This window comes from Vibrio fluminensis (genome assembly GCF_015278125.1).
In the GTDB taxonomy this organism is placed as follows: Bacteria; Pseudomonadota; Gammaproteobacteria; order Enterobacterales; family Vibrionaceae; genus Vibrio; species Vibrio fluminensis.
In genome coordinates this window covers 36,472-63,324 of the sequence record NZ_JADILO010000009.1, presented here as the reverse complement: position 1 = coordinate 63,324, position 26,853 = coordinate 36,472, and the positions used below count along the sequence as shown (strand labels likewise).

Genomic DNA, 26,853 nt, shown 5'->3' with positions numbered 1-26,853 from the left:
TATGTCTTTGCGTCTATCAACCTCTTTACTGGCTTGCGGCTTACTCTCTGGATGCGTTATCGACGATGTTAATAATTCAAAACATCTCCATAAGCAAGGAAACAGCTCCGAGGCAGAGAATGCTCTAAGTCGCTTAGCAAATGAAGGTTACTTAGAGGCAAAACTCGCTTTAGCGGCCATTTACGCCGATCCTCGTGAAGAAACCTATTCACCAGAAAACGCGGAAGAACTATACCGTTCTCTACTCGATGTATATCCAAAAGCTGAGCTTGGATTACTAAAGCTTGAAATGGCCAGTATTGAAGAGAATGAGACTGGAGATCTCTATCGCAAGATCTGGCATCGTCAGAACACTTCTAAAGATGCCCTGCCACTCTTGATCTCTTTTTATAAGCGGTACTACTCCAGTTACGACGTGAACGAGCTAGCGCCTGAGTTAAACAAATTGGTTGCTGAGGGTAATCTATCGCTTGCACTTAAATACGCGGCCAACTTCTCGACCATTGATGCTATCAATACCGACCTGAATCAATACTGCTTAAATGCTCCACAAGAGGATCGGTTAAATTGCTATAAGTTAGCTGTAATTAATCAAGTTCCTAATCAAGGCGAACAATCGAAATTCGCTGCCATTAGCGAGATTAAAGAGGCATACACGCAAGACGATTTAAACAATCAAGAAGTTGCTTCACTTGCTCAATTAGCAAGAAGCCAGCGCTACGGCGGACCGAACTCTTCACTGTTTGTCGCGTTAGCACAGATCACCGGCGCTGATAACCCTATATTGTGGTATCAAGCAATAAACATCGAGTATCGCTATTTACCCAAAGAGTCTCCTCGAACACAGGAAATCATTGCCCAGGCAAAACAACTCGCTGATCAGGGTTACACACCCGCCCATATTCTAATCGGTAAAGCCTATCAAAAGGGAAAAGGTGTTCAGCAGAGTTATCAGAATGCCGTAAATCATTGGCATCAAGCTGACTCTCTTCCAGAAGCTCAGTACCTACTTGGCGAAACTTATGTAAAAGGAATACTTGGTAAAGAGAATCTTCAACCCGGTGTCGATTGGTTAATCAAAGCGGCAAGAAGTAATCAAGATAAAGCCTACCTAACACTATCCAAGGCTTTTAAAGATGGCAATGGAATTATCCCTAACCCTGTTTATTCCAACGCATTTCTCAGTTTATATCATGAACTTTCGGGCAAAGAACGACCAAGCGTTCTTGATGAGAAGACCTCCTTCAGCGCGCAAGTTCAACAGCTAGTTGAAAGAGAAAAAATAGCTAGAATCGCCAGCCAAAAAAACAACAGTAAGGACGTAACACCATGAGACTGACAGTCGTCGCAATCTTATTCGCTGGTTTATCAACGCAAGCAAATGCAGATTTCGCGCATGCGATTAAAACAACCATTGAAACTCAGTCGACTAACTCAAACTCGATGGAAAAAGACAAGGATGTTATCAGTGCGGAGTATATCGCCAAGTTTAGCCACACACTAAATGAACAACAGCGTATGTATCTAGATGCGAGAGCACTGCTAACCAATGATTCATCAGTCTATAACGCATTTGATGACAACAGTGCGACAGCTAACATTGAGGATACTGATCATTTAGTCTTTAAGCTAAACGAATTCTGGTGGCAATACGACTTTGCCCAGCAATTAGAACAAAACAGCCTGTTCATTGGGTTAAAACGACATCGACTTTCGCCATACTGGCTTGATGAAGAAATTGAGTCTCTTTCATGGCAAGTAAAAAGTACTCGTGTAGATTGGCAACTTGGTTTAGGGCAAAAATTTTCTAGTTTTAATTCAAGTACTTCCCTCAAAGAAGAAGAGAAATCAAAACTGTATGCGTGGGCTGAAATTGAAAGTGATTGGATGCCCTACCACCACTGGAGTTTAAAAGGACTCGTCACAAAACAGTACAAAGATATCAATGAGAGCGAGGTATCTAATACCTATTCGTCCGCAATAGAAGGCGAGCTATGGTGGTTAGGGGCTGGTCTAAGCCACAACTGGTTATCCAAAGATGATCCTACTAGTTCATTTGCCTATAACCTACAAGCAATTCAACTACTTGGTAACGGTCGTTTTTTTGACTTTGATAGTAGTACGCTACGCCAAAGATCCATTTCCGCTACCGCTCTACTTGCTGGCATTAGAACACAGGTTACATCAGTACCTTTATATCTAGGTGTCACATTCGCTTATAGTGAAGGTGGCCAAGATGCGAGCAGCACGTTTATTCAAACCGCACTCGCCTCGAATAAAGGGAAATATGCCGGTAACAATGACGCGCTTTACCAGTTTAACTATGCCTTTGACCCGGATCTATCTAACTTAGTGACCGGTTCGATATTCTCCTCTTACGCATTTGATAGCGATTGGTCTGTCACTGGTGCCATTTCGCATTACCAAAAAGCCGATAGTTCCGCGCCAATATCTCGCCGACAACACCGTTTACACAGCGAAACTAGACAAAAAACACTTGGCACAGGCTTAGATCTAGAAGCGTCTTACCGCAGTGACAACTTCCTTGGTACTTCTCTTGGCAGCGTGATGCGTATACGAGCATCTCATTTTATGGTTGATGATGCCCTTGACCATTTTCAAGATGAAACTCGCCTACGCTTCGATATCACTTTAAAACTGTAGGTGGCACAATGTTAAAATTAACACTATTCGTCTCTTGCTTATTGCCATTCTGCGCTGTTGCAGAACAACACAATCAATACTCAAGCAATCAAGTAGCCCCCCCTACGCAAACTGTGCCGCTATTGCCTGATCTTTCTAAATACAAACAAGCATTTTTTGATGAGAAATTATCTAGATGGTCTCATCAGGCTGATATTTCTCTACAGCGACTACCAGAACAAGGATTATTGAGGCGTTTCCAGTTAATTACCGATATGGCATTGCAAGCTAAAGCTCAAGGCGCGATACCACAAGTTCTTATAATTGAAGATGGCTTGGCGACCTTAGATGATATCTCAACGAAGTTTCCTCAAGCACTAGTTAAAGATAAGAACAAACCAAACACCTATCTTGCACGATACCCTATTGTGGTAAGAGGCAATGCAGCTATCCTAATTAATGTGGGTGAAGAGCTAAGGCTCTCAGAAGAACGACGCACCTTCTTAGTTGGAGGAGGAGAGTTTTACATCCTAGGAGCAACAGTAAGCTCATGGCGTGAATCTACAAATAGCCCATCCTATTGGACTGGCGAGAAAAGTGATTACAGAGCGTTTTATAGCGTCTGGAATGGATCCGAAACCTATTTCTACAATTCCACCTTTGAAAGCTTAGGTTATTTCCGAACGAAAGCATACGGTATCTCTCTTGCTTCACAAAAATTAAGTGAACAAGAGTTAAACAAAATGCCTTGGATTGAAAACACACGTTCAACGGGTGTTTTAATGAATAACAAGTTCATCGACATCTACTATGGCTTCTATTGCTACAAGGCAGAAGACGTCGTAATTCTAGGGAATGAATACATAGACAACATCGTCTACGGGATCGACCCGCACGATTATTCAGAACGACTGATCATCGCGAAAAACGTGACTCATGGGACTCTGCAAAAACACGGGATTATTGTCTCTCGAGAAGTGAACAATAGTTTTATTTTTGACAACATAAGCTTCAATAATAAGCGTTCAGGTATCATGCTCGATCGTTCATCTATCAATAATGTTGTGGCAAATAATCGCGCCTTCGACAATGGTGGTGATGGCATCACATTGCAAGAAAGTAACAACAATTTCATCGTTAATAATCTCGTATACAACAACAAAGAGCATGGTATTAATCTTCGGAACAGCCAAAATATTGCCGTACTCGACAATACCCTACTAGCCAATGGCGGTGCAGGCCTCTACGGACATACTAACGATCTATCTGAACACACTCACCGCGATCTAACCTTAGACCCGTTTACAGCCAAGGTTTCATTTACTACCTCTGGCGGCAGCATAGTCGCCAACAAAAGTGCTGCAATTAATGCAACAAACTTCGAATACGCCACCATTGGTGAGATCGCGCTAGGTGAAAACGGCAGTAGCTACAACGTCAACTTCCTTGGCGAGCTGAAGCCCTTCTTTGAAGCCTATTCAGAAACCACTGCCGAATCGACAGCGCTTCAAATTCAAAGAGCTAAGGATTGATTTATGGTCTTTTCTTCGTCTGTATTTCTATTTCTATTCTTGCCGATTTACTTAGCCATCTATTATGTCGTTCCTTTTCGGTATAAATCTTGGGTGATCTTACTAGGCAGCTATAGTTTTTACGCATGGTGGCGTGTTGATTTTCTAGCCTTATTTATCACTGTGACGCTGTGGAACTATTGGCTGGCGCTTAAAATTGCACAACATAATGATACGGATAGAAAAAAAGCTAAACGATGGCTAACGCTCGCGATTGGTGGCAATTTATCAACTCTGGCTTATTTCAAATATGCCGACTTTGGGATTGATAGCTTAAATAGCATCCTTTTAACCTTAGGAGCAAGCCCACTTCCACTTGCGAATGTTATTCTACCAATTGGCATATCTTTCTATATTTTCCAAGCCATCAGTTATGTGGTCGATGTCTATAGAAAAGATGTACCTGTCACAAAGCGTCTAGTTGACTTTGCCGCATTCATCGCCCTGTTTCCACAGCTAATCGCAGGCCCCGTTCTACGCTATAAAGACATCGCTGACCAATTTGCCTCTCGTACACATAGCCTCGCGCTATTTGGTGAGGGTGTGCTGCTCTTTATGATTGGCTTTATCAAAAAAGTGCTGATAGCGGACTCGGTTGCAACAATCGCAGATGAGAGCTTTTTACTCGCGGAACCCTCATTTTATGATGCTTGGCTAGGAGCAATAGCCTATTCCATTCAACTCTACTTTGATTTTTCTGGTTACAGTGATATGGCCTGTGGCTTAGGGTTGATGATGGGATTTCGCTTCATCCAAAATTTCAACCGCCCTTATGTGAGTTTAAGTATCACAGAATTCTGGCGTCGCTGGCACATAAGCCTTTCTACTTGGCTAAGAGATTATCTTTATATCCCACTGGGTGGAAGTCGCGGTAGTAGCTTACTGACCTATCGAAACCTACTTCTTACCATGCTACTGGGCGGACTTTGGCATGGTGCAAACTGGACATTCATATTTTGGGGGGCGTTACACGGTACTGTACTGGCATTGGAAAGGCTAACAGGATGGTCAAACAAGGATAACCTTAAGTTATTTCGTCTTATCACAACGATGTTAATCGTCATCATTGGTTGGGTAGCATTTCGAGCCAACGACGTTGGGCAAGCTTTCTATTACTACTCCATTATGTTTGATTTTTCAGCTATGGAGGGCGCAAACTCGCAAACTAACCCTTCTTACCGCGCGATATGCTTTTTAAGCATCGGTCTTAGCTATGTCCTATTTGAAAACGTCGTCACGCGCTTTAGTCAGCGTTCTATTGCCCTGCCAAGTCTGATTAAACCAACGTTAGTGTTCAGTTTGTTTGCTTTATCTGTAAGCAAATTAGTGGCGTCAGCCTATTCACCTTTCCTTTACTTCCAGTTTTGAGGTTAATGATGAAAGATCTGTATCTCAAGTTTTCATCCATCGCTTTCTTACTGTTTATCGGCATAGTTTGCGTTGGCAACTTATACCAATCATCAGAGCAATCTGTTGAAGGCGATATATTCAATGGCGAGCGAACGCGAGCTTGGGAATCATCGTACGACGAGAGCTCCATTCTATCCGAGTGGTCCAAGAACCTTTGGGCAATGCTTGACTATGTCTTGTTACACGAAGGCATGAAAGGGGTAAAAGTGGGTGAGAACGGTTGGTTGTTTAGCAACGAAGAATACGAACTTCCATCTGAATCAAGACTTAATGACAATATAGACTTTATTCAAAGCACAGCCAAAACACTTCAAAAGCATGATATCGAGCTAAAAATTGTCCTTATTCCAGAAAAAGCCGAAATATATCATCGCTACGCTCCTCAACAACACTTCAGAGGGAAACATTTAAGGTCTGAAGTGACGCAATCCTTGGATGCAATCAAGGTCGATTACATCGACCTCTTTTCTGTCTTTTATGACCACAGCGATAACTCTCTACTCTATTTGAAAACCGATACGCATTGGAGCCCTATCGGAGCAAAAATCGCAGCAACTACTGTCGCGAATCAATTGCTAAGCAAGGGCAATACGCCCTACCTATCGCAGTTAGTGGAAACTCAAGAATTACGAGGAGATCTCCTCAACTTTATTCCTGTATCCCCACATTTTAGTACCTTAGGCCCTTCTCCGGATAGTTTACCTCTCTATACCACCGCTAAAGAGTCAAACAATGAAGAGGACCTATTTGGTGAGCCTGCTATCCCTCAACTGTTGTTAGTTGGCACGAGTTATAGCGCCAATCCAAATTGGAACTTTCCCGGTTTCCTGCGAGAAGCAGCCAGTCAAGACTTGATAGATATGTCCGTTGAAGGGGAAGGCCCATTTCAACCAATGCAAAGCGTTCTCAGTGACGCTTCACTACTGGATGGTGGTGTAAAAACCATCGTTTGGGAAATACCCATCCGTTATTTCGAATCCCAACAATTCCATATGAGTACGCAAGGAGATCACTCATGAAATTTGTCAACGCTATTATTACGTTAAGTCTATTCTTCAGCTCACAATTGTCCGCGAACGATGCCGCTCTGTATGATCCTAAACCGAACAAGGATTCAAGTTTTGTTCGCTTAGTCAATACTGCAAATACCAAGCAGACACTACAAATTAACGGTAAGAAAACAAGGTCCACTGATGCGTATTCAGTCTCTCCTTATATTGCTCTCGATGCCGGCAGTTACCAAATATCAATCGGCGTAACTGAGAAAGAAATAACCATTCCAAGTAATCACAAGTACACCCTGTTTATACAAGACAACCAAATTCGTTTTGTAGAACAAGCTAAGAATACGAGCAAGAAATCTGCCCGTATTGCGTTCTTAAATCTTTCAGAACAGCCATTGTCACTGACTACACAAAACAACAAGTCGGTGTTTGAACAGTTAGGTAAATATCAAGCCATCGAACGTGATGTTAACCCGATGAAACTCAACTTCGTTGTTAAGAACGACAATCAAGCTATCGTGGCTGACGTAAATGGAGTGTCGATGAAGCGTGGTTTTTCTAGCGATATCATCACCTTCAACACGGCTTTGGGGACTAAAGCACTAACATCAAACTCTGAGTGGTAACAATGAGAACATCAAGTCTTTTACTGTTTCTATTATTAGCAAGTTTTCAGTGTATTGCGACGCCGAAATATAATGCCGAACTTGTCCAAGAACTGTGTTCGGCTGCTCAGTATCAAGAAAACTACAACACCCAGTATACAAAATATATGTATCCACTGGTGTTAGATACTAGGGCCGGAATTTGGATGACCGGGGGACAGCGAGAGCTCTCCCAAGAAATTGATCAAGAAAGCGTTCTAGAATTCAAACGATTCATTAATAGCGTAGAAGCGCGTTTTAATGCAACCATAGTTTTAGCGCTAGCACCGCCAAGAACGTTGGAACACGATCGTTGGAGCAATGGTGAATATGCTTCAAAACAAGAACTACATAAACGATACCAATCTATCATCAAACTGTTCCGACAATCAGGTATTCATGCACCTGATCTATCTCGAGGTATTGATGATGTTAAACCAAGTTACTTTTTTCAAAGAGACGTTCATTGGCGGCCTGAGGGAGCAAGGCATGCTGCATATGCAATCAAAGAGTATCTCCAGACAAGCGGTATTTTAGACCAGTTGCCAAAATCCGATATCGAATTTATCACGAAGCAAGTTGGTGAAAGCCAGTTATCCAAATCAACGTTCAATCGAGTACTAAAGTCGGTTTGTGGTTATTCTTTCATCGACGAATCAAGCATTCGCTACGAAACAGCCTCAAAGGCTGAGCTAGATCTATTTGATACTAGCGAACCAGATATTTATATGCTGGGTACCAGTTACTCGAAAGTACCATTGTTTAACTTCGAAGGATTTTTAAAAGAAGCACTGCAACGAGATGTCACAAACCTAGCAGTTAGTGGTGGGGGGGAGTATGGCGCATGGTTAGAACTACTTCAGGCAAATGACGAAAGTAATTCGACACATAAAATCATAATTTGGGAGCTGCTCTCCTATTATAACCCCACAGATCATGAGACCTTGAAGCACCTAATACCGATGGTCAACGATGGCTGTAATAAACAACAGAAACTAAATAGTTTTTCTTCAACTATTCACGATCGACATAAAAAAGAACTGATTTTTTCACCAAACCTTCTAAATTACTACCCATCTCAATTGACTGTGGATCTACAAACCGACGTCTCGGATACCAAGTCACTTAAGCTACTGATCTGGCATGAATCGGGGCATAAAACGAAAGTCTACTTAAGCTCTACTCGTAATAGACACAAGAATGGTCGCTTTGTATTTGAGCTGGCTCAGAAACAATCTGATGAACTGGGGAGAATCCTTGCTGTTGACCTACTTGACGTCGAGTCAAACTCGCAACCTATCACACAAATTAATGGCTCTGTTTGCTTGTCAACTGTTGGAGGAAATGCATCATGAGATGGGGACAGGGTCAATTAATTTTTGTATCACTTTTAGTGTCAGCTTGTGCAACTGAAGCAAGCATTGAAAATGTCGCCCTCCCTACTGACTATTTTGTTACCGCTGCACCTATAAGAACAAAAGACGTCACTTGTACTACCCTACCGCCCTATCAAGGTTCCATGGTGTTTTACAGCAAATACCGTAAAAGTGACCCAGAAAAAAGTCATGTTATCGCGAGTTTGGATGAAAAATATAGACAAGATACTTTTGGTATAAATCGGTTTAACTCACACATGACCAAGCTCGCTGATCGACTAGTGAAATCGCCTACCGAGGAAGATCTAAAATGCTATCTAGACAATCTTACCAACTGGTCTAAGTACAGTTCTTTGGCAACAAGCAAAGATGAGAACTACGTAGGAAAAGCAGTCAAAAAATGGGCGCTAGCTTCAATTGCCAGTAACTATTTGAAAGTCATCACTAACCATTCAACAATCGTTGACCAACAACAAGATCAGGATATCAAAAAGTGGATTTCGATATTGGCAAATCAAGTCACCATTGATTATTCCAATCGCAAAGCTTCTCAAATAAATAACCATGACTACTGGGCTGCATGGGCAGTTATGGCTTCAGCGGCTGTACTTAACGATACTAAGTTATATCGTTGGGCCGAAGGACGCTTTGTCTACGCAACACAACAAATCGACGACCGAGGCTTTTTGCCTAATGAGTTAAAAAGAAGCCAAAGGGCAGCCAATTATCACAACTATGCGATGCAACCTTTGGCCATGCTAGGGTTATTTATTAATGTGAATAACCCTGACACCTTCAGCGCTCATAGACCGTCTCTTGAATTGCTGGCAGACAATCTATTCATCCATGCAACCGGGACACCTATCTTCGAATTAGAGACCGGCGTTAAACAAGTCGATTCCGACATAACTATAAACGGACGCAGCGCTTGGCTCGCGGCCTACCTAACCTATTCTCCTGCACAGGAGAAGCAAATTCGTGAAGTAATCGATATATCAACCAATCTACGCTCAACTCGTTTAGGCGGCGATTTAGGTTTTCTTTTTTTGCATCCAACTAATCACCACAATAAGGAATAATTATGGTTCCAGTAATTTTGTCAGGCGGCAGTGGCTCTAGGATGTGGCCACTATCTCGTAAAGACTTTCCAAAACAATTCATCAGCTTAGTCAGTGATTTCTCGCTATTGCAGGATACGGTTTTAAGGCTACCAAACGGCGCTGATGAGCAGCCGATCTTCATTTGCAGCGAAGATCATCGATTTATCGTCAAAGACCAACTGGCTGAAATTAATTGTCATGCTCGCTCTGTTTTACTTGAACCAACCGGTCGAAACACAGCTCCAGCTGTCGCTTTAGCCGCCTTGGAGCTAGAACATCAGGGCCTCAGTGATGAACTTATGCTTGTGCTTCCCGCCGATCACGTGATCAAAGACAAGCAAAAATTCCATCAAGCTCTAAGTCAAGCTTGCGATGCCGCTCAAGCCGGTAAACTGGTGCTGTTTGGTATCGAACCGACTGGACCAGAAACTGGCTATGGTTATGTTAAGTCGGGAAATAGTATTGTTGATAATACTTACGAAGTTGACCGCTTTGTTGAAAAGCCCGACATCAATACAGCCATCGAATACCTCAAATCCGGTCAATACTACTGGAACAGTGGAATGTTTTTATTTAAAGCGAGCGTTGTTTTAGATGAACTCAAAAAACACACCCCAGAAGTACTCGACTACTGCCGTACGGCCATAAACTCTAAGTTCAAAGATCTGGATTTCTACCGCATCGATGAAACTGTTTTCAGTCGCTGCCCTGATATTTCTATTGACTACGCTGTGATGGAAAACACTCAAGACGCTGTAATTGTTCCCCTCAGTGCTGGTTGGAACGACGTAGGTAGTTGGTCTGCTTTATGGGAAGAACGAGACGACATACGAGATAATCAAGGCAATGTTTATCAAGGGGATGTTATTGGTGAAAGTAACCAAGACTGTTTGGTCAAGGCTAACCATCGACTCGTCAATGTCAATGGCCTCAAAGATACCATCGTAATTGAAACAAAAGATGCCGTGATGGTCTCGCATAAAGACCATGTGCAAGATATCAAACAAGTGGTGGAGACTCTAAAAAGCCAAGAGCGCAATGAAGGCTCACATCATACAAAGAGCTATAGACCTTGGGGTTTTAACGACAGCATCGATAAAGGGAGTCGCTATAAGGTGGTTAAGCTGACCATACATCCTGGAGACTCACTCTCTCTACATCGCCATTATCATCGTGCAGAGCACTGGATTGTTGTCAAAGGCAGCGCGGTAGTTACCGTCGATGAAAACTCCTTTGTCATGACTGAAAACCAGTCCACCTATATTCCACCAGCAACTTACCATCGCTTAACCAACAACGGGCAAATCCCGTTAGAACTAATAGAAATTCAAACCGGTTCTTATTTAGGTGACGATGACATAGAACGTGTCGAAGACAACTACGGACGTTCAACAACTGAAAAACATGATGCAGGACTTATGCAACCAGCTCCATTCTTGCACATGGTTAGAAACTCATAAGGTAGGCCGACAACATGGAACAATTAACCTGTTTTAAAGCCTACGACATTCGAGGTAAATTAGGGGAAACGCTCGACGAAGAGATCGCTTACAAGATTGGGCGCGCATTTGCTCAGCATCTAAGTGCGAAAAATGTCGTGGTAGGCGGTGATATCCGAGAATCAACAGAAGCGCTTAAGGCCGCGTTAATTCAAGGACTAACCGATAGTGGCGCTGATGTAATCGATCTCGGGCTTGCGGGCACCGAAGAAGTTTATTACGCCACCCCCTACTTTGATGCATGCGGTGGTATTGAAGTAACGGCGTCACACAATCCAATTGACTATAATGGGATGAAACTCGTTGGACAGAACAGCAAACCAATCAGTGGCGATACAGGGCTTAATAGTATTAAACAATTGGTCGAAACTGGAACCTTCAAACGCATTGGGCATAAAGGTAACGTCAAGACCATTGATATTAAGCCTGCCTTCGCGAAATACTTAGTCAATTATTTCGATACTGGCTGCATGTCAGCGAAAAAAGTGGTTATCAATCCTGGTAATGGTGCCGCAGCCCCGCTGTTAGATGCCATTGAAAAGGAAATGAGTCTACTAGGAGCGCCAATTGAGTTTATAAAAGTAAACTACACTCCAGATGGCAGTTTTCCCAATGGTATCCCCAACCCACTGCTGGAAGAAAACCGCTCATCAACCGCAGAAGCAGTCATTACCCATAAAGCTGATTTAGGTATTGCATGGGATGGTGATTTCGACCGCTGTTTCCTCTTTGATGAAAACGGCGAGTTTATCGAAGGTTATTACATAGTCGGTTTGTTAGCAGAGGCTTTTTTGAATGCCCATCCAAACAGTAAGATCATTCATGATCCAAGACTAACTTGGAATACTATTGATGTGGTGGAATCAAATGGCGGTCATGCTATACAGTCAAAAACTGGCCATGCTTTCATCAAAGAGCGAATGCGTGAGGAAGATGCCATTTATGGTGGCGAAATGAGCGCCCATCACTACTTTCGCGACTTCAACTACTGTGATAGTGGGATGATTCCTTGGATTCTTGTACTCAATCTTTTAAACCGTAAAAAGTGTTCTCTCTCAAGCTTAGTTCAAGAGCGAATGGAAATTTATCCTGCCTCTGGAGAAATCAATCTAACATTGAACAATCCGCAGGAAAAACTTGAACTTATCGCTCAACACTTCGCTAATGACGGTTTTCGTATTGATACTACCGACGGGATCAGTGTTGATTTGACACACTGGAGGTTTAATTTAAGGATGTCAAATACAGAGCCACTAATAAGACTCAATGTTGAAAGCAAGAAAAGTGTTCAATTAATGAGAGAGAAAACCGAAATGCTAAAAGAAATGATTATGGGATAACTGCATCACAATGTTAGGTATTTAATTTTGGCAATATAACTTTGTGGGCGCAATTTTGCGCCCACTGACTAATTTACTATTTAGATAATAAATCATGAACATCGAACCAAAACAAAAAATACTCTATGCAGGTAACGAATCTTTACAAAGCGCAGCATTTACTAGAATACTTTGCAATGAACTTAATTTAGAGAAAATTGACAACATTGAGTTTATTGAAAATGAAACAAAACCAACTTTAGTACTAATTGACCTTGTCACTGAAAACATTGAACTTCAAGAATTAAAACAGCAGTTGGAGAAAAATCCAACTCTATGCTTAGTCATTTTATTGAATGTCGAAGAAGATAAAGAATACTCAGCTTTCCTTTCTTGGCCTTCCGTTGTCGGAACATTTAAGCCATCAGATTCACTGGACTTCTTGATTGCAGGAATTCAAAGAATGATGAATGGTGAAATATGGGTATCTCGAGAACTCAGCACTCAGTTAATACATCATTTCAGAGGGCACCATGAAAGGAAGAGGCTATCTGTCGGAGAATTAACTCATAGACAGAAAGAAATATTGAGAATGATCATGGATGGAATTTCCAATATTGATATCGCAAAAAAATTAAATATCAGCCCAATGACAGCAAAAACCCACATCTACAATATATACAAAAAAATCAAGGTTAAAAATAGAGCACAAGCCACTCAGTGGGCAAGCAAATATCTTCTAGATTAATATTAAATGACAAAAACAACAATAAATAGCTCAATACTATTGCTGGGCTTTAAGATATATAACAAACTACTCTATTCATTCAATAAGGAACAGCATGCATTATTTTTATCCACTTGATTGTCAAATTCAAGAGTATGATTGGGGCAGTAAAACATCATTAAACCAGTTATTCGGCATTAAAAATATCGAGAACAAACCTCAAGCGGAAGTTTGGATGGGTACTCACCCTAATGGATGTTCAACCATCATTGCGAACGGTGAAAAAACACCATTATCGACCTTCATCCAAAAGCAATCTATCTTCGCCCTAGGTGAAAAGGTTGTAAAACGATTCAATGGTTTACCATTCTTGTTTAAGATACTCTGCGCTGACAAAGCTCTCTCCGTACAAGTTCATCCCAATAAAACGCAAGCTGAACAAGGGTTCAACAAAGAACAGAGATCTGGAAAGGTGGCATTAGATAGTGCTAAGCGAAACTATAAAGATCCAAACCATAAACCTGAATTAGTTTACGCATTAACCCCATTTCAAGCGATGAATGGATTCCGCCAGTTTGATGAGATATTGACCCTACTTTCACGTTTAGATATTCATAAACTCAATAGAATGCTGGAAGAGTTTGAAGCGAACTTAACTCACGATGGGTTACGTTTGTTGTTTGAAGCAATCCTTTATACCAAAGGAGCAGAAAAACAAACAATGATCAGCGGCCTGCTTAACCATGCAAAAAAACATCGCGACATTGAACCTTTCAATTTAGTACTAACTCTTGCTCAGCAATATCCAGATGATATTGGGCTATTTTCCCCATTATTCCTTAACACTATTACGCTCAAGCCTGGGGAAGCGATGTTTCTGCGAGCGTGTACCCCCCATGCATATATCAGTGGTTCAGCCCTCGAAATTATGGCGAATTCGGACAATGTGTTACGAGCAGGTTTAACCAGCAAGCATGTAGATGTTTCAGAGTTAACACGCTGTGTTGAGTTCTACCCTCAATGTAAAAGCACGTTACGCTCAACACCTAACAAAAACCTCAATGCACAACACTATGCAATTCCTGTCGATGATTTTTCTTTTAGCGTCTATTCATCTAGCCAAATCAATCAACTTGAAACAGACAGCGCAGAAATTATCATTGCTCTCGATTCCCCAATAACACTCTCACATTCAAATGGCGAGAGTGTTACCTTGAATCAAGGCGAACCTGTGTTTGTCGCAGCCGCTGTTCAACAATATACCGTTAGTTGTAGTGGTACTTTTGCCCGCGCATACTGCTCGCTCAATTAACTAACAGCCATTCATCAAACACTGCTAATAACCTGGAGAGTTCACCCAACAGTAAATCAGGGCTTGCTTCATTGCCTAACTGGGTACTCTCTTCCCAAGCTATTGCTAACGCTGTCAGTCCTTCTAGCTGCAATAGCGATGCAGAACCTTTGAGTCGATGGATAACTTGCGCTAGCTGTTCTCCATCTTCAATAAGCGCCTTTTCTTGCTTAAACGAATCCACAACGACTCTCATCATTTCCGCTCTTTCATCACCTTGATGATCATCTAACCAAGTAAGGTCTGTCATATGTCGTGAGATTACGTTTTTTGAAGCGACACTTTCAAATTCAATATGTTCTCGAAGCATTTCGCCCAGCTCTTCAAAACTGTATGGCTTGTAGAGAACGTGATCCATGCCAACGCTAGCGGCTTTTTCAAACACAAGCCTTGAATCTTCCGCTGTACACCCTACAACGGGCAAATGCCCAAGTTGTTTACTTTGTTTTATTGCACTGCACAACGCATAGCCGTCCATTTTAGGCATATGGCAATCGGTGATCACAAGATCAATTTCCCCAAAGTGTTCTTCTAAATATTGATAAGCCTCTAGGCCATCATTTCTGACCACTGCTTCAATGCCAAATTTGGCAAGCTGTTTACTAAACAATAATCGGTTGATTGGATCATCATCGGCAACAAGTATGTTTCCTATAAACCTTACTTGTTCGATTTCTAAATCATTCACTTCGTCTTTTTGGTACTTGAGTGCATCTAGGATAACGTCTGGATAAACGTTCTTCCATCCGCTCGCTAGCTCAATGATTGGATAAGATACATCTGTTTGCACCGACCATACTTTAAGCCAATCTAAGGTAACCGCATCGTTAGAGTGCGCTTGGTACTCCGAGCCTATAAAAGCTGTAGTCTGCGAGACGGGTAATAACAATTCTATCGTCGTACCGATGCCTAACTTGCTATTTATTCGCAATTCACCTGACATCATATCGACAATGCTTTTGACAATTGTCATACCTAAACCAGTACCGCCATACTGACGAGTGATCGAAATATCACCTTGCGCAAAAGGAGTAAAAATACGCGAGAGTTGCTCGTCATTCATACCACAACCAGTATCGCTGACAGTAACCAACAACTGCTGTTCAAGTAACTTAATACTGACCTTAATCGAGCCTTGCTGAGTAAACTTCACCGCGTTGTTTAATAGATTATTTAACATTTGTGCGACGCGTAACCAATCCAGCTCTGCTTTCGCATACGGGGTCGCTTGCCAATCTAATTCAAATTCTAAGCCTTTCATTGCCGCATTTGATTCGTAAGTCCGAAGCAAAGGCGCCAGTTCGCTATAGATATTACCATTGCGTATATCTAGATGAAGCTGATTGGCTTCGATCTTTGAAATATCAAGAATATCGTTGACCAACAACCTTAATCGGTTTGCCGACAATTGCGCGTTAGTCAGCAATTCAACATTCTCATCACCCTCAGTTTTTGAACTCATTAACTCCATCAAACCGATCATAGCGGCAATTGGAGTACGAAGCTCATGACTGACGGTGGCAAGGAACAAATCTCGTGATTTTATCGCTTTCAACGCTTTTTCATTCGAAGCTTTAAGTTCATCTTTTTGCGTTTCCAACGCAGTATAGTCATCAAAAACCATCATTCGGTATCGACCGTCATCATTGAGGCCACTGATCTCATTTTCGATAACACGCAAATATCTCTTTGAAAAGCTGCACTGGCATACTAGATGGTCGCTATTGCCAAACTGATAGGTTTCATTTTTCAGTAAACAGTTGCCTCTCTGAAAATTTGAACATTGCATACCATGTTGATTAAACGCCTTGTTTGACATGACTATTGAGCCATCAGTATCGTAAATGGCAACCATACTCGGTAGGCGATCGAGCAAATCACGCAACCAAACCATACGACGCGCGTTCTGCTTTGCTTGCTCATCAGCACGCACCAACGACTTAGACAACCGATTCGCTTTAATTTGAAATGCAATGATGATCAATAAGAAGACCGATAATACTGACAATAAAGCCAACGCGATTTTATTCTTATTGTAACCGTACTGAACGATCACTTTGTGGTGCTTTAAATGCAGCATCTCAACTTCGTTTTCACTCACTTGAGTAATCACCTGATTCATAATGCCTTGTAACAAGCTGCTTTCTGGCGCAAAAGTAAAAACCAGATCAATACTTAACCTTTTTGCTTGGGGAGATTGCAAAACACTGAACAACTCATCCTCAGTATTATAAGCATAATAATCAACGACATATGATGGAATATAAGCATAATCGACATCACCATCCTTCATGTCATCTAGCAACTCATCTAAATCCTGATAGATAGTCGGTATAACATCAAATACTCGCTGCGCTTCTCCCATAACCAACCGACCGGTCCTATCTAGTATTGCGATCTCGCCACTGCCCGACTTAGTATTCGACTCAACGCACTTCCAATTGATCGACGCAAACGAATTAGTAAAGATAAAGTCTTTATTTTTATCTTGAGCAAATCCGGGGAGTAAATCGATATCGCCATCACGCAACATTTCAATCGGTGATTTATCTTCAGGTGGCACATAGACAAATTGTATCCCGCTCTTTCGTGACAACACCGCCATCAGATCATGGATATAGCCAACTTGGTTGCCATTTTCTAAATACGAAAACGGGCGCATTTTTTCTTCAAAGCTATAACGAATGGTGGTTCGCCCATAGTGAAGAGCTAATGCTTTCAGCATCATTTCCTCTGCAATGGGATCCACTAAAGTTCGCTGATTTCGGCGCAAAGAGGCGCGAGATAATGCGACGTATTTATCCGCTAGTTTGTGAAGCTCTGTATTATTTTTAGCCGTCGCTATCGCTGCGGGCAAAGGTGGGAGTTCGGCCAAATAGTCGATGTTACCTTGCCACTCGCCAGGAGTTCGTACAGATAGATATTGCTCTGCAGTAATGACATCTGTATACAAGGCATCAATTTCCCCTTTCGCAATCGAGCGTAGAAGAATTCGCTCTGAATCGAAGATGGAAATATTTTCGAATCCCTGCTTTTCATACATGAAGCAGTAAAAAGAACCTCTCACGCAACCCCATCGTAAGCTTTCAGCATTCTGTTTGCGCTTGCCCGAGTCTTGATACCAAATAACACTGCGGATATTAAAAATTGGCGTGGTAAAGTTGAAATAATCTTCGGCATAGTCTGTAGTCGCATAGCCCAAAACCATGTCTAAATCACCATAATATAGCGCCGTTAGCATTTCATCACGATTAGCGAAAAATCGATATTCCGTATCGTAACCATGCTTATCTGCGAACCTCCCAACGAGGTCTTGGAAAGTACTGTTCTCTTCTCCAACTTGCTTAGGCGTCCACAAATAGTTGAAGTGATCAATTTGACGACCGATCACAAGTTTTTGTTTCTCTTCGACTAATGGATTCCTTTCACTCTCTTGAGCAAAAGAGAACGTAGAAAATAGAGAAAAAAGGAGAAAGACGAGAACGGCCTGCATTACAACTACCCATGCTAATTACTGCGCAATATTATCTCTGGCGCATAAGCAGTTCTCTAGAAAAGGTTTGGAAATAATTTTTATGCTTACGACAAAATTACAGGCCGTGGTATGACAAACTGATTTCTTGTCTTTTTTACTAATCCAGTAAACTATCTTGATAGATCATTTTCTTGCTCATACCACCATCAACCACCAAGTTATGACCATTGACAAAGTCATTCTCTGGGTGGGTTAAGAAAAGACAAGCATTGACAATATCGCGCGCTTTACCAACTCGACCAGAAGGATGTTGCTGATGGTCAAAATCAGCAAGCTGCTGGTAATCCTCAACCTGAATCCAGCCAGGGCTGACTGCATTCACTGTGATTGGGGTTTCTGTAAGAGAAATCGCCATCGATTTAGTCAACGACACCACTCCTCCTTTCGATGCGCCATACGCGTCCCAACCCGCTTCATTTTGATTCCAGCGCGTAGAGGCGATATTGACGATACGTCCATAATCTTGCCCCCGATTAAGGCGAATAAAGTGACGACTACAAGCAAACGCGCCTTTTAGGTTAACATCAATCACACGTGAAAACTCATCATAAGTCAGATCTTGTAGCGCCTTATTAAAATTGGCGATAGCACCGTTATTAATCAACACATCGACTTTACCCAAGCGCTGTTCAATTTCACTAAACGCTGCATCTATCGTTAAAGCATCGCCCAAATCAGCATGTAAAAACTCCACGCCTAACTCATCCGTGGCAACAACATCTAAAACGACCACATACGCGCCGCCTTCACGATAGGCTTGCACCAAATGCTTGCCGATTCCACGGCTACCACCGGTGATCACCACAACTTTATCTTTATACATAACACTTACTTATTCTAAACAGACTCGCTGCGATTTTAGAGTGAAACAAGGTCATTGAATATAATTTGTGTCTACATTTCGATCACGCAAATTGATTAATGAACTATATTTCAGTATGCCGCAGAGGATACCTCCATTTGCAACAAAGAGCTCAGCGGTACTATAACAATAAAACATTTGTGTAAAACGTCTTTCGCTAAAACTCACTCACCCACACAAAACGAAAAATTAACTACTGATTTTATTATGAAAGATGAAAAATTTGGGTTCTATTGGATCGGAAAATCACCGCCGAGCGACACCTATCACTTAGTGCATTGGATCAACAACATTGAGGAGTTACCACAAACCATTGGTAACGCAATTTGTATCAATAATGATACAGATGAAGAAATCGATAGCACTTTAACCGAACTTTTCACAAGAGAAGGCGCATGGTCATGGAGCGTTTTTACGACACGCCACACCGAGCTATCGAAAGCCATTTGTGATGGCCTATTCGAGCCACTCCACTCATTTGCTTTAGCAAGAAAAATTAAGCAGAAAGCAATCAGTGTTGCAAGCTCACTGTCTAAAGAGCCTTTGGTCGGATGGTTAGGGCTAAGTGATAAACGCCGAATTAAGCCGCTAAAATACCTCAATTCACCGTCGATATACACTTATCCCATCGTTAATGCATTTTATCCGGAAGCAACCACCAGTCATCGTTACGTCCTATCGGAAAAAAAACGCAACATCATAGAATCCGACCTGCTCGTTGATCGGATTCGAGCATGTAAACACTGCAATAGTTCCCACCTTAATTACATCGAAGTCTGTCCTCATTGCAATTCCATAGATATTGAGACTCAAAGCTCTTTGCACTGCTTTACCTGTGGCAATGTTAGTGAACAGCAGAGCTTTCTGCGCAGAGGTAAGCTCGAGTGTCCAAAATGTCTAACTCAATTGCGTCATATTGGCGTCGATTACGACCGACCTCTAGAAAACTATCACTGCAACAGTTGCAGTAGCTTCTTCATTGAAACAGCAACGAGGTGTCAGTGTTTTAGTTGTAATCAGGCATCAAGCATTGATGAACTCATAATACAAAAAATCGAACAATTTAAGTTGGGAGAAGCAGGAGAGTACCTTTTCTATCATGGTAAACTGTTTGAGGCCCCAGAGCTCTCCATTAAGGGTAAAGTGGATATCGTGTTTTTCCATCATTTGCTCTCATGGGCAAACAAAGTCGCTCTGCGCCATGAACACCAACATCTACTCTTAGCGATTTACCTCCCAGTAATGAAAGAGTTTGAACAACACCACTGCAGCGCTCAACTGTTTGCTTTGATGGAGCAAATTACCGATTACCTAAGTCAGATATTCCGCGATACAGACATCTGTTGCCAACTCAAACAAGACCTCTTGATGGTCTTTATGCCCCACACATCCCGAACTCAACTCAATGCCTTAGAAGAAAAGCTGTCTAAGCTAAGCGAACTCATTCAAGACAAGGAGTTTACCTTAGACGTGTATTCATGGATGCTGCCAGACGAAGAAATAGATGATCAACTCCCACTTTGGTTAGAAGCAAGAATTGGTGAAATTTATGCTTCAAGATAGCTTTTCGCTACTCACCTATCTGCAAGGCATACTAATACATAATAAAGAGCTTTGGCTTATGCTTTTTCCAGTGATGATCGCTTTTGAGTTGCCTCTTTATTTATTAGTACTAACGGGCATTTTCCGTTGGTCTTGGGCATCAGAAAAACAACCAGCCCCCCAACGATACCCGTCTATCAGCTTTGTGATTACTTGCTATGGTGAAGGCGATGCTATCGGCATCACCATCGATACTTTAGTTGAACAAGTCTATCCCGGCCATATCGAAATCTTAGCGGTTGTAGATGGTGCAATACAAAATAACAATACCTACTGCGCTGCACTTAACGGAGAAAAACGCCACGCCGGCGTTAAAAACAGAAAAGTTCGTGTGGTACCCAAATGGAAGCGAGGTGGCAGAGTCTCGACACTCAACGCTGGTCTTTCAGCCGCAAACGGTGAGATTATAATTAACGTTGACGGTGATACATCGTTTGATAACGACATGGCTTGTTCGATGATCAAACAATTTGATTCATCACAAGTCATAGCCAGCGGCGGCGCATTGCGAGTCAGAAATCATGACAACAACATACTAACAAAAGTGCAAGCTCTCGAGTACATGCTGTCTATGCAAGCAGGTAAAACCGGTATGGCCAATTGGGGAGTTTTAAACAACATTTCTGGTGCATTTGGAGCATTTCGCAAGCACATACTAAAGCAAGTTGGTGGATGGGACACTCACACTGCTGAAGATTTAGATCTAACCATGCGATTAAAACAATACAAACGTCGCTACCCGGGTAATGAACTTGCTTTCGCCACTCGTGCGGTTGGTCATACAGACGTACCAGACACATTAAAAGGTTTAGCCATGCAGCGGCTTCGCTGGGATGGTGATTTGCTGTTTCTATTCTTAAGAAAGCACAACAAAGGGTTATCTCCACAGCTTTTAGGCTGGGGAAATTTCATATTCACACTCGCCTACGGCATTATCCAAAATATTCTGTTACCCCTGCTGGTCATTTTATACAGTATCTATCTCGCGATTATCTATCCCGTTAGTTTTGTGTTCGCATTGATGGCCCTGCTGTACATTATCTATCTATTTCTAAGCACTTTGATCTTCGTTGCGTATATCGGTTTGATTTCCGAACGCCCAAATGAAGACATAAGCTTTACCAAATGGTTACTTCTCTATCCTATATATCAGTTTTTCATGAGATTAGTTACCGCCTTCTCAATGATCAACGAAGTAGTACGAAGAAGTCACGAAGAATCAAGCATGGCGCCTTGGTGGGTATTGAAAAGAGGAAAAAGGTTCTGATATGAAGGTAAACTTTCACTTAGATAAACAAAACAAACCTGATTCTGAAAATGGCATGAAAGTCGTCTATGGTTCAGCCAAAAGAAGCGGCTATAGAATACGTTGGTATCTCATTTTATTTCTCGTCATAAGCCCGCTTTTATTTATGGCGTACTATCTATTCCGTACTCAAATTTTGATTACAGCGCCGGCAATTGTCACTTCGTACCCTGTTACATTTATTGCCACACAGCCTGCTGTGGTAGGTGAAATACCTTTCGATGTAGGCATTAGCGTTGCTGAGGGAGATCCACTCCTTATACTCAAAAACAATGCACTCAATGAAGAAGTCGCTTTTATTCAAGAAGAACTCATAAAACTTTCATCCTCGAAATTGCAACCCACCAGTAAACTCTATGAAGAAAGCATCAAAACCACGAAATTAAGTCTACGTAAAGTCGAGCAAATTCAACGAAAATACGACAAATTCCGTAAAAATGGGCAAGTTTCTGAAGTAGATTATGCGGCAATTGTAAATATGAGCAGCGCGCTTAACAGCCAACTAAACACACAAAAAATCGCTTACGTGGATGCCACTAGAGAAAAGCAAGAGATTGAACTTGCTGGTCCCGTTTCACAAGAACGCCGCTCTCTCATTCGGGAGCTTATTATTAAGAAGGCTTTACAAGAAAGTTTAACCTATCACTCTCCTTTTGATGGAAGAATACTCGACATTCATATCCATGAAGGTGAACGAGTAACAGAGAATGACCCATTATTCACCGTAGCCCGCAATGTCACTCCAGAAATTACGGCTTTTCTAAACCCTAAATATCTAAGGTTCAGTCAGTTGGGAACACAGGCGACTATCGTATTTCCTGATGGCCAGCGTTTCGCAGCAACAGTATCTCGACCAGTCGAAGTTGTAAATAAACTCCCGCCTGAGCTGCAAAGCCCCTTTGAAGGCCAACCCGCTTACTTAAAAATTACGCTTTCTTTTGACCAGCCACTAGAGAAAACACACTGGATTGAAGGCGTTGAAGTTGAGGTACGATTCTAGTCATGGTTCAGAAAACTAACGTGCAGCTTGAGTAAGCTTAAATCGCTCTTCTTATGTCTGTAGTGGTCAATAAATGGCGTAAGTTGTTTAGGAGAGATGTTTTGCATATACTCATCGCCCATTTAACTAACGGCATAACTGCATGATCATTTTTACCACTAACTTTGGTGACATCACCATTGAACTCGACCAACAAAAAGCCCCTGAAACGAGCAAAAACTTTCTCCGTTACTGCAACGAAGGCTTTTATGAAAACACTCTGTTTCATCGAGTAATCGATGGTTTCATGATTCAAGGTGGTGGCTATGAGCTGAAGGATGACGGCTTTGCGGTCAACATGGTAGAAAAGCGTACTCACGCTCCAATTGCTAATGAAGCTTATAACGGTTTGAAAAACATCACTGGTTCTATTGCGATGGCTAGAACCGATGCTCCACACTCTGCAACCGCGCAATTCTTTATTAACCTAGAAGACAATGACTTTTTGGATCACACAGGTAAAACCAATTACGGCTGGGGCTATGCAGTTTTCGGCCGTGTCACGATGGGTATGGATGTGGTTGAGAAAATTGCAACAGTGGATACCATCACCCGCTTTGGCCATGAAGACGTACCAGCACACGATGTGGTGATCGAGAAAGTAACGGTTAAGTAAGCGTTAAACGTTACCTTGTCGGTGCTAACGACCGTAAGCACCGACTATCTTGTAATGAAATTAAGTACCTTGAAATTACAAACTCAGATCTGCGCTGCTTAATTTCACTCAAGATACTTCTCGTCATTACTCAGTAACACATGCAACTTTTCGTAGTCATTAATCTCTAATTTGCTACCTACTCTTCTCACGACCCCGCGATCAAGTAATTCTTTCACTGCTCGACGATAGACTCTATCGGAGCAACCAAACCGATCGGATTCATTCACTGCAACCGTAAAAGCGCGATTGGGTTTCAGGTTTTGATCTCGCTGCTCAATATCATAAGCGATTCGTGCCGTGATCGGATTTAACAGTTGGAAGATAAGGTTGCGCGTGGCGTTTTGGTAATTCACGGCGAGACTTCTAGCCAAAAAAACCGCAACTTCACTATGATCTGTCACCATTTTTCCAAATACAGCGATAGGAATTGCCTTGGCGACAAGATCGTCATACGCCTTAATGCTGAATTGACAAGGTTTACCGGTAAGCGCTTCCATCTCACCAAAGATTTGATTGATGCAGAAAAACAAACCGAAGCTAAATACACGCCCATTGTTACACGATGACTCGATGGTGCACATGCTCATGTCGACCAAATAGATGGTATCCACCACTTGATTCTGGCGCAGCAGATATTCACCTTTAGCAAACAATTTCTCTTTGGGGTTAGATTGATCTATTAAATCCAGCAGCAAAGCTTGCCCACGTTCAGCGATGGAATCAAAGTGTTGCATAATGTCCTTACAACCATACTAAAACGGGCGCATCCAACGATGCACCCGTACACATTTTTATTAGCTTTTAACTGAAAGCCAAATTTGGCTTATTATTTTAGTGTTTTAGCAAAATTGCCAACTTTATCGGTCACTTTTTTCCACTCTTGGTTATGTTCAGCCATATCAACGGTCATCAATTGTCCATTTTCGACGATGACTTTACCATTGACGATAGTGTACTCGACATTTTGCGGATAGGCTGAAAATGCAATTGTTGAAAACGGATCGTAATTAGGCTGCATATTCGGCGAATTGGTTTCGAAAATCACGATATCAGCTTTTTTACCGACTTCTAATGAGCCAATTTCATCTTGCATGTTGAGTGCACGAGCACCACCAATAGTGGCTAGTTCCACCAGCTCATACGGTGAGAATTTAGAGTTATCTTGATGGAGTGTACGCGCATTCATTGCCGTATAACTCATCACGGTAAGCACATCGTTTTGATTCGAAGACATAGGACCATCAGTTCCAATACCAAGATCAATGCCTTTACTGTGCATCATCCAAGCTGGACTCTGACCATTCGCTCCTTTTAGATTCGACTTAGGACAATGCACGACACCTACATTATGCTGCTTGACTAAATCCATGTCGTGTTCATCGAGATAGTTCATGTGTGCCGCAACAAGATTGTCCCCCAGCACATCGAGAGAATCTAAATACTCAATCACCGATTGCTCTTCGCTCATTTGCTTTGAGAACTTTCTTACACCAGCGTCTTCCCAACGAAATTCAGCTAGGTGGGTCAGTAGAGGTACATCATATTTGTCAGCAAGTTGCTTAGATTTAACCAAGAACTCCGCAGACACTGTATAAGGTGCGTGAGGCGCGACAGCCGGCACAATTAACTCATGGTCATGCCACTCTTTAATGAACTGCTCAGCATATTCCAATCCGCCATAAGGCTGCTTAGCATCGACAACTGGAAAACCAATGACTGTCTCACCCATTACGCCACGAATACCCACCTCTGCAACCGCTTTGGCTACTTCATCCTGATGGTAATACATGTCAGCAATCATCGTCGTCCCGGACAACGCCATTTCCATCGCCGCTTGGCGTGATGCGGTACGAATTAAATGGCGATCTAGCATCTCTTTTTCAAGCGGAAACATCACTTGCTTCAAGCGGTTTTCTACCCCACTCTCTCCTAAGCCACGAAATGCCGTCATACCGATGTGGGTGTGACCATTGACCATTCCTGGCATCACAATCTTGCCACTGGCGTCAATAACACGCTCAGCGCTATAGCCTTGCGCTACCTTTGCATCACCAACAGCGACAATCTGATTGCCTTGAATCACAATGGTTCCATTCTCAATGATTTGAGTTTTGCCATCCATCGGGAGAATTTGCGCATTATTAATAATGATTGTCGCCTGAGTTGTCGCACTTCCATCAGATGCGGAGGCAGCAGTAGCAAGCAGGATGCTGGTTGCAAGTAGGCTTTTGCTTAATAAGTTCATTTTGACACCCTAAAAATAAAATCCACCAATCCTAGTTTTAGGGTGTATTGCTCGATAGGACATATGTCCGAATGATGATTGTTGAACTCACAAAATAGTGAACTTAATCACTGAGACGAATATATTGGAATGAAACATTCTTTCTCAGTTATTCCAACTCGCTCATGGCGAACTGAATCTCGTCAGAACTGAATCCTTTGCGGCTTAGCATCGCATACGCTTTACTGCGCTCGCTGTGAACAGTCAGGTCATAAGATTTTTTACTTAGTTGTTCTAAACACGCGCTGTAAAAATCGAGTTGTTCTGCGTTAATTAACTTTTCAACTAAAGCGTCAAGCTCGGTAATATCAATTTTACGCTGACGAAGCTCTTGGCGAATAACCGTAAGCCCTTTACCTTTGCGGGCATATTTCAATACTTCTTTTTCAAGATCCGCGTTTTCAGCTTTAATCTCTAAATTGGTTTTCAGCTGATAGTAACAAGCATGCTGCTTTATCGCTTGATTGACTTGAGCATAACTAAAGCCGCGCTTTTGAAGTGTTGCAGTGAGTTTCTCTTTACTTATCGTAAAGGTTTGGTAGTAGTTGTTCACTCGCTCATTGAGCATCAATTGCTCATCAATATTCAGCGACTCTTTCACCTTCGCGATCGCCTCGTTGACCAGCGACTCATCCAACCCTTTCTTTTTTAACTTGTCACGAATGTATTCACTGCCATATTCATTCGCAAACGAGCGCTCAGCAAATTGTTCTGCAAATTGTTTGTCTGATTTTAGATAACCAAAGCCACGCAACTTTTCTAAGGTATCGTCGATCCACTCTTGGTTATCCGTCTTTACCTTCAACTTAGCGATGAGCTCGGCTTCAGTTAAGTCTTTCTGACCCAAATGCCAAAGCGCTGAATTCATCACGCTTTCGACGCGTCTGGCTTTTCTTACTCGGTTTTCTTCTGGATACAAACTT

21 protein-coding genes are annotated in these 26,853 nt (G+C 42.1%); 16 read left to right on the top strand and 5 right to left on the bottom strand.

The genetic code is table 11. The features are described 5' to 3' along the window. The first annotated feature begins 1 nt into the window (after position 1). The 12 genes from IRQ95_RS08430 (at position 2) to manA (ending at position 14,605) form a co-directional block, all read left to right on the top strand. Complete coding sequence (locus IRQ95_RS08430; RefSeq protein ID WP_194436525.1) at positions 2-1,333, top strand: tetratricopeptide repeat protein; 1,332 nt, start codon at positions 2-4, stop codon at positions 1,331-1,333. Continuing rightward, positions 1,330-2,664: an alginate export family protein gene (locus IRQ95_RS08425; RefSeq protein ID WP_194436524.1), complete on the top strand. Its 1,335-nt coding sequence runs from the start codon at positions 1,330-1,332 to the stop codon at positions 2,662-2,664. The genes IRQ95_RS08430 and IRQ95_RS08425 overlap by 4 nt, the downstream gene beginning before the upstream one ends. An 8-nt stretch (positions 2,665-2,672) precedes the next feature. Further along, on the top strand, positions 2,673-4,175 hold the full coding sequence (locus IRQ95_RS08420) for a NosD domain-containing protein (protein ID WP_194436523.1): 1,503 nt from the start codon (positions 2,673-2,675) through the stop codon (positions 4,173-4,175). 3 nt (positions 4,176-4,178) lie between these two features. Continuing rightward, positions 4,179-5,582, top strand: a complete 1,404-nt coding sequence (locus IRQ95_RS08415; RefSeq protein ID WP_194436522.1) for an MBOAT family O-acyltransferase — start codon at positions 4,179-4,181, stop codon at positions 5,580-5,582. A gap of 5 nt (positions 5,583-5,587) precedes the next feature. Then, entirely contained in the window at positions 5,588-6,643 is a 1,056-nt protein-coding gene (locus IRQ95_RS08410; protein ID WP_194436521.1) for an alginate O-acetyltransferase AlgX-related protein, read from the top strand. Beyond that, a complete protein-coding gene (locus IRQ95_RS08405) occupies positions 6,640-7,254 on the top strand; it encodes an alginate O-acetyltransferase AlgF (RefSeq protein ID WP_194436520.1) in 615 nt (204 codons plus the stop codon). Before IRQ95_RS08410 ends, IRQ95_RS08405 begins: the two co-directional genes overlap by 4 nt. A gap of 2 nt (positions 7,255-7,256) precedes the next feature. Continuing rightward, entirely contained in the window at positions 7,257-8,627 is a 1,371-nt protein-coding gene (locus IRQ95_RS08400; protein WP_194436519.1) for an alginate O-acetyltransferase AlgX-related protein, read from the top strand. Further along, entirely contained in the window at positions 8,624-9,727 is a 1,104-nt protein-coding gene (locus tag IRQ95_RS08395; protein WP_194436518.1) for an alginate lyase family protein, read from the top strand. The genes IRQ95_RS08400 and IRQ95_RS08395 overlap by 4 nt, the downstream gene beginning before the upstream one ends. Further along, complete coding sequence (locus tag IRQ95_RS08390; RefSeq protein ID WP_348541595.1) at positions 9,727-11,208, top strand: mannose-1-phosphate guanylyltransferase/mannose-6-phosphate isomerase; 1,482 nt, start codon at positions 9,727-9,729, stop codon at positions 11,206-11,208. The genes IRQ95_RS08395 and IRQ95_RS08390 overlap by 1 nt, the downstream gene beginning before the upstream one ends. A 14-nt stretch (positions 11,209-11,222) precedes the next feature. After that, positions 11,223-12,587 carry a phosphohexomutase domain-containing protein gene (locus IRQ95_RS08385; protein WP_194436516.1) on the top strand — a complete coding sequence of 455 codons (1,365 nt, stop codon included), beginning with the start codon at positions 11,223-11,225 and terminating at the stop codon, positions 12,585-12,587. Between the two features lie 94 nt (positions 12,588-12,681). After that, the gene (locus tag IRQ95_RS08380) at positions 12,682-13,314 is read left to right on the top strand and encodes a LuxR C-terminal-related transcriptional regulator (RefSeq protein ID WP_194436515.1); all 633 of its coding nucleotides are present in this window, start codon (positions 12,682-12,684) and stop codon (positions 13,312-13,314) included. Positions 13,315-13,408: 94 nt separating this feature from the next. Continuing rightward, positions 13,409-14,605: a mannose-6-phosphate isomerase, class I gene (gene manA / locus IRQ95_RS08375; RefSeq protein WP_194436514.1), complete on the top strand. Its 1,197-nt coding sequence runs from the start codon at positions 13,409-13,411 to the stop codon at positions 14,603-14,605. Here the strand turns inward: manA and IRQ95_RS08370 are convergent. Then, a complete protein-coding gene (locus IRQ95_RS08370) occupies positions 14,598-18,137 on the bottom strand; it encodes an ATP-binding protein (protein WP_194436513.1) in 3,540 nt (1,179 codons plus the stop codon). The two genes, manA and IRQ95_RS08370, sit on opposite strands and share 8 nt — an antisense overlap. 139 nt (positions 18,138-18,276) lie before the next feature. Then, the gene (locus IRQ95_RS08365) at positions 18,277-19,002 is read right to left on the bottom strand and encodes an SDR family NAD(P)-dependent oxidoreductase (protein ID WP_194436512.1); all 726 of its coding nucleotides are present in this window, start codon (positions 19,000-19,002) and stop codon (positions 18,277-18,279) included. Between the two features lie 246 nt (positions 19,003-19,248). Here IRQ95_RS08365 and IRQ95_RS08360 point away from each other — a divergent pair, with 246 nt between their 5' ends. The 4 genes from IRQ95_RS08360 (at position 19,249) to IRQ95_RS08345 (ending at position 23,604) form a co-directional block, all read left to right on the top strand. Then, on the top strand, positions 19,249-20,604 hold the full coding sequence (locus IRQ95_RS08360) for a TackOD1 domain-containing metal-binding protein (protein ID WP_194436511.1): 1,356 nt from the start codon (positions 19,249-19,251) through the stop codon (positions 20,602-20,604). After that, positions 20,591-21,910 (top strand): glycosyltransferase family 2 protein, encoded by a 1,320-nt coding sequence (locus tag IRQ95_RS08355; RefSeq protein ID WP_194436510.1) that lies wholly within the window; start codon positions 20,591-20,593, stop codon positions 21,908-21,910. The genes IRQ95_RS08360 and IRQ95_RS08355 overlap by 14 nt, the downstream gene beginning before the upstream one ends. A gap of 1 nt (position 21,911) precedes the next feature. Next, the gene (locus IRQ95_RS08350) at positions 21,912-22,949 is read left to right on the top strand and encodes an HlyD family secretion protein (protein ID WP_194436509.1); all 1,038 of its coding nucleotides are present in this window, start codon (positions 21,912-21,914) and stop codon (positions 22,947-22,949) included. 142 nt (positions 22,950-23,091) lie between these two features. Further along, entirely contained in the window at positions 23,092-23,604 is a 513-nt protein-coding gene (locus IRQ95_RS08345) for a peptidylprolyl isomerase (protein ID WP_194436508.1), read from the top strand. A gap of 104 nt (positions 23,605-23,708) precedes the next feature. Here the strand turns inward: IRQ95_RS08345 and IRQ95_RS08340 are convergent, their stop codons facing one another. The 3 genes from IRQ95_RS08340 to IRQ95_RS08330 all read right to left on the bottom strand — a co-directional run bounded on the left by IRQ95_RS08340 (position 23,709) and on the right by IRQ95_RS08330 (position 26,798). Then, positions 23,709-24,380 (bottom strand): Crp/Fnr family transcriptional regulator, encoded by a 672-nt coding sequence (locus tag IRQ95_RS08340; protein ID WP_194436507.1) that lies wholly within the window; start codon positions 24,378-24,380, stop codon positions 23,709-23,711. A 92-nt stretch (positions 24,381-24,472) separates the two neighbouring features. Next, positions 24,473-25,891, bottom strand: a complete 1,419-nt coding sequence (locus tag IRQ95_RS08335; RefSeq protein WP_194436506.1) for an amidohydrolase — start codon at positions 25,889-25,891, stop codon at positions 24,473-24,475. Between the two features lie 148 nt (positions 25,892-26,039). Further along, positions 26,040-26,798: a RecX family transcriptional regulator gene (locus IRQ95_RS08330; protein WP_194436505.1), complete on the bottom strand. Its 759-nt coding sequence runs from the start codon at positions 26,796-26,798 to the stop codon at positions 26,040-26,042. Positions 26,799-26,853 lie beyond the last annotated feature (55 nt).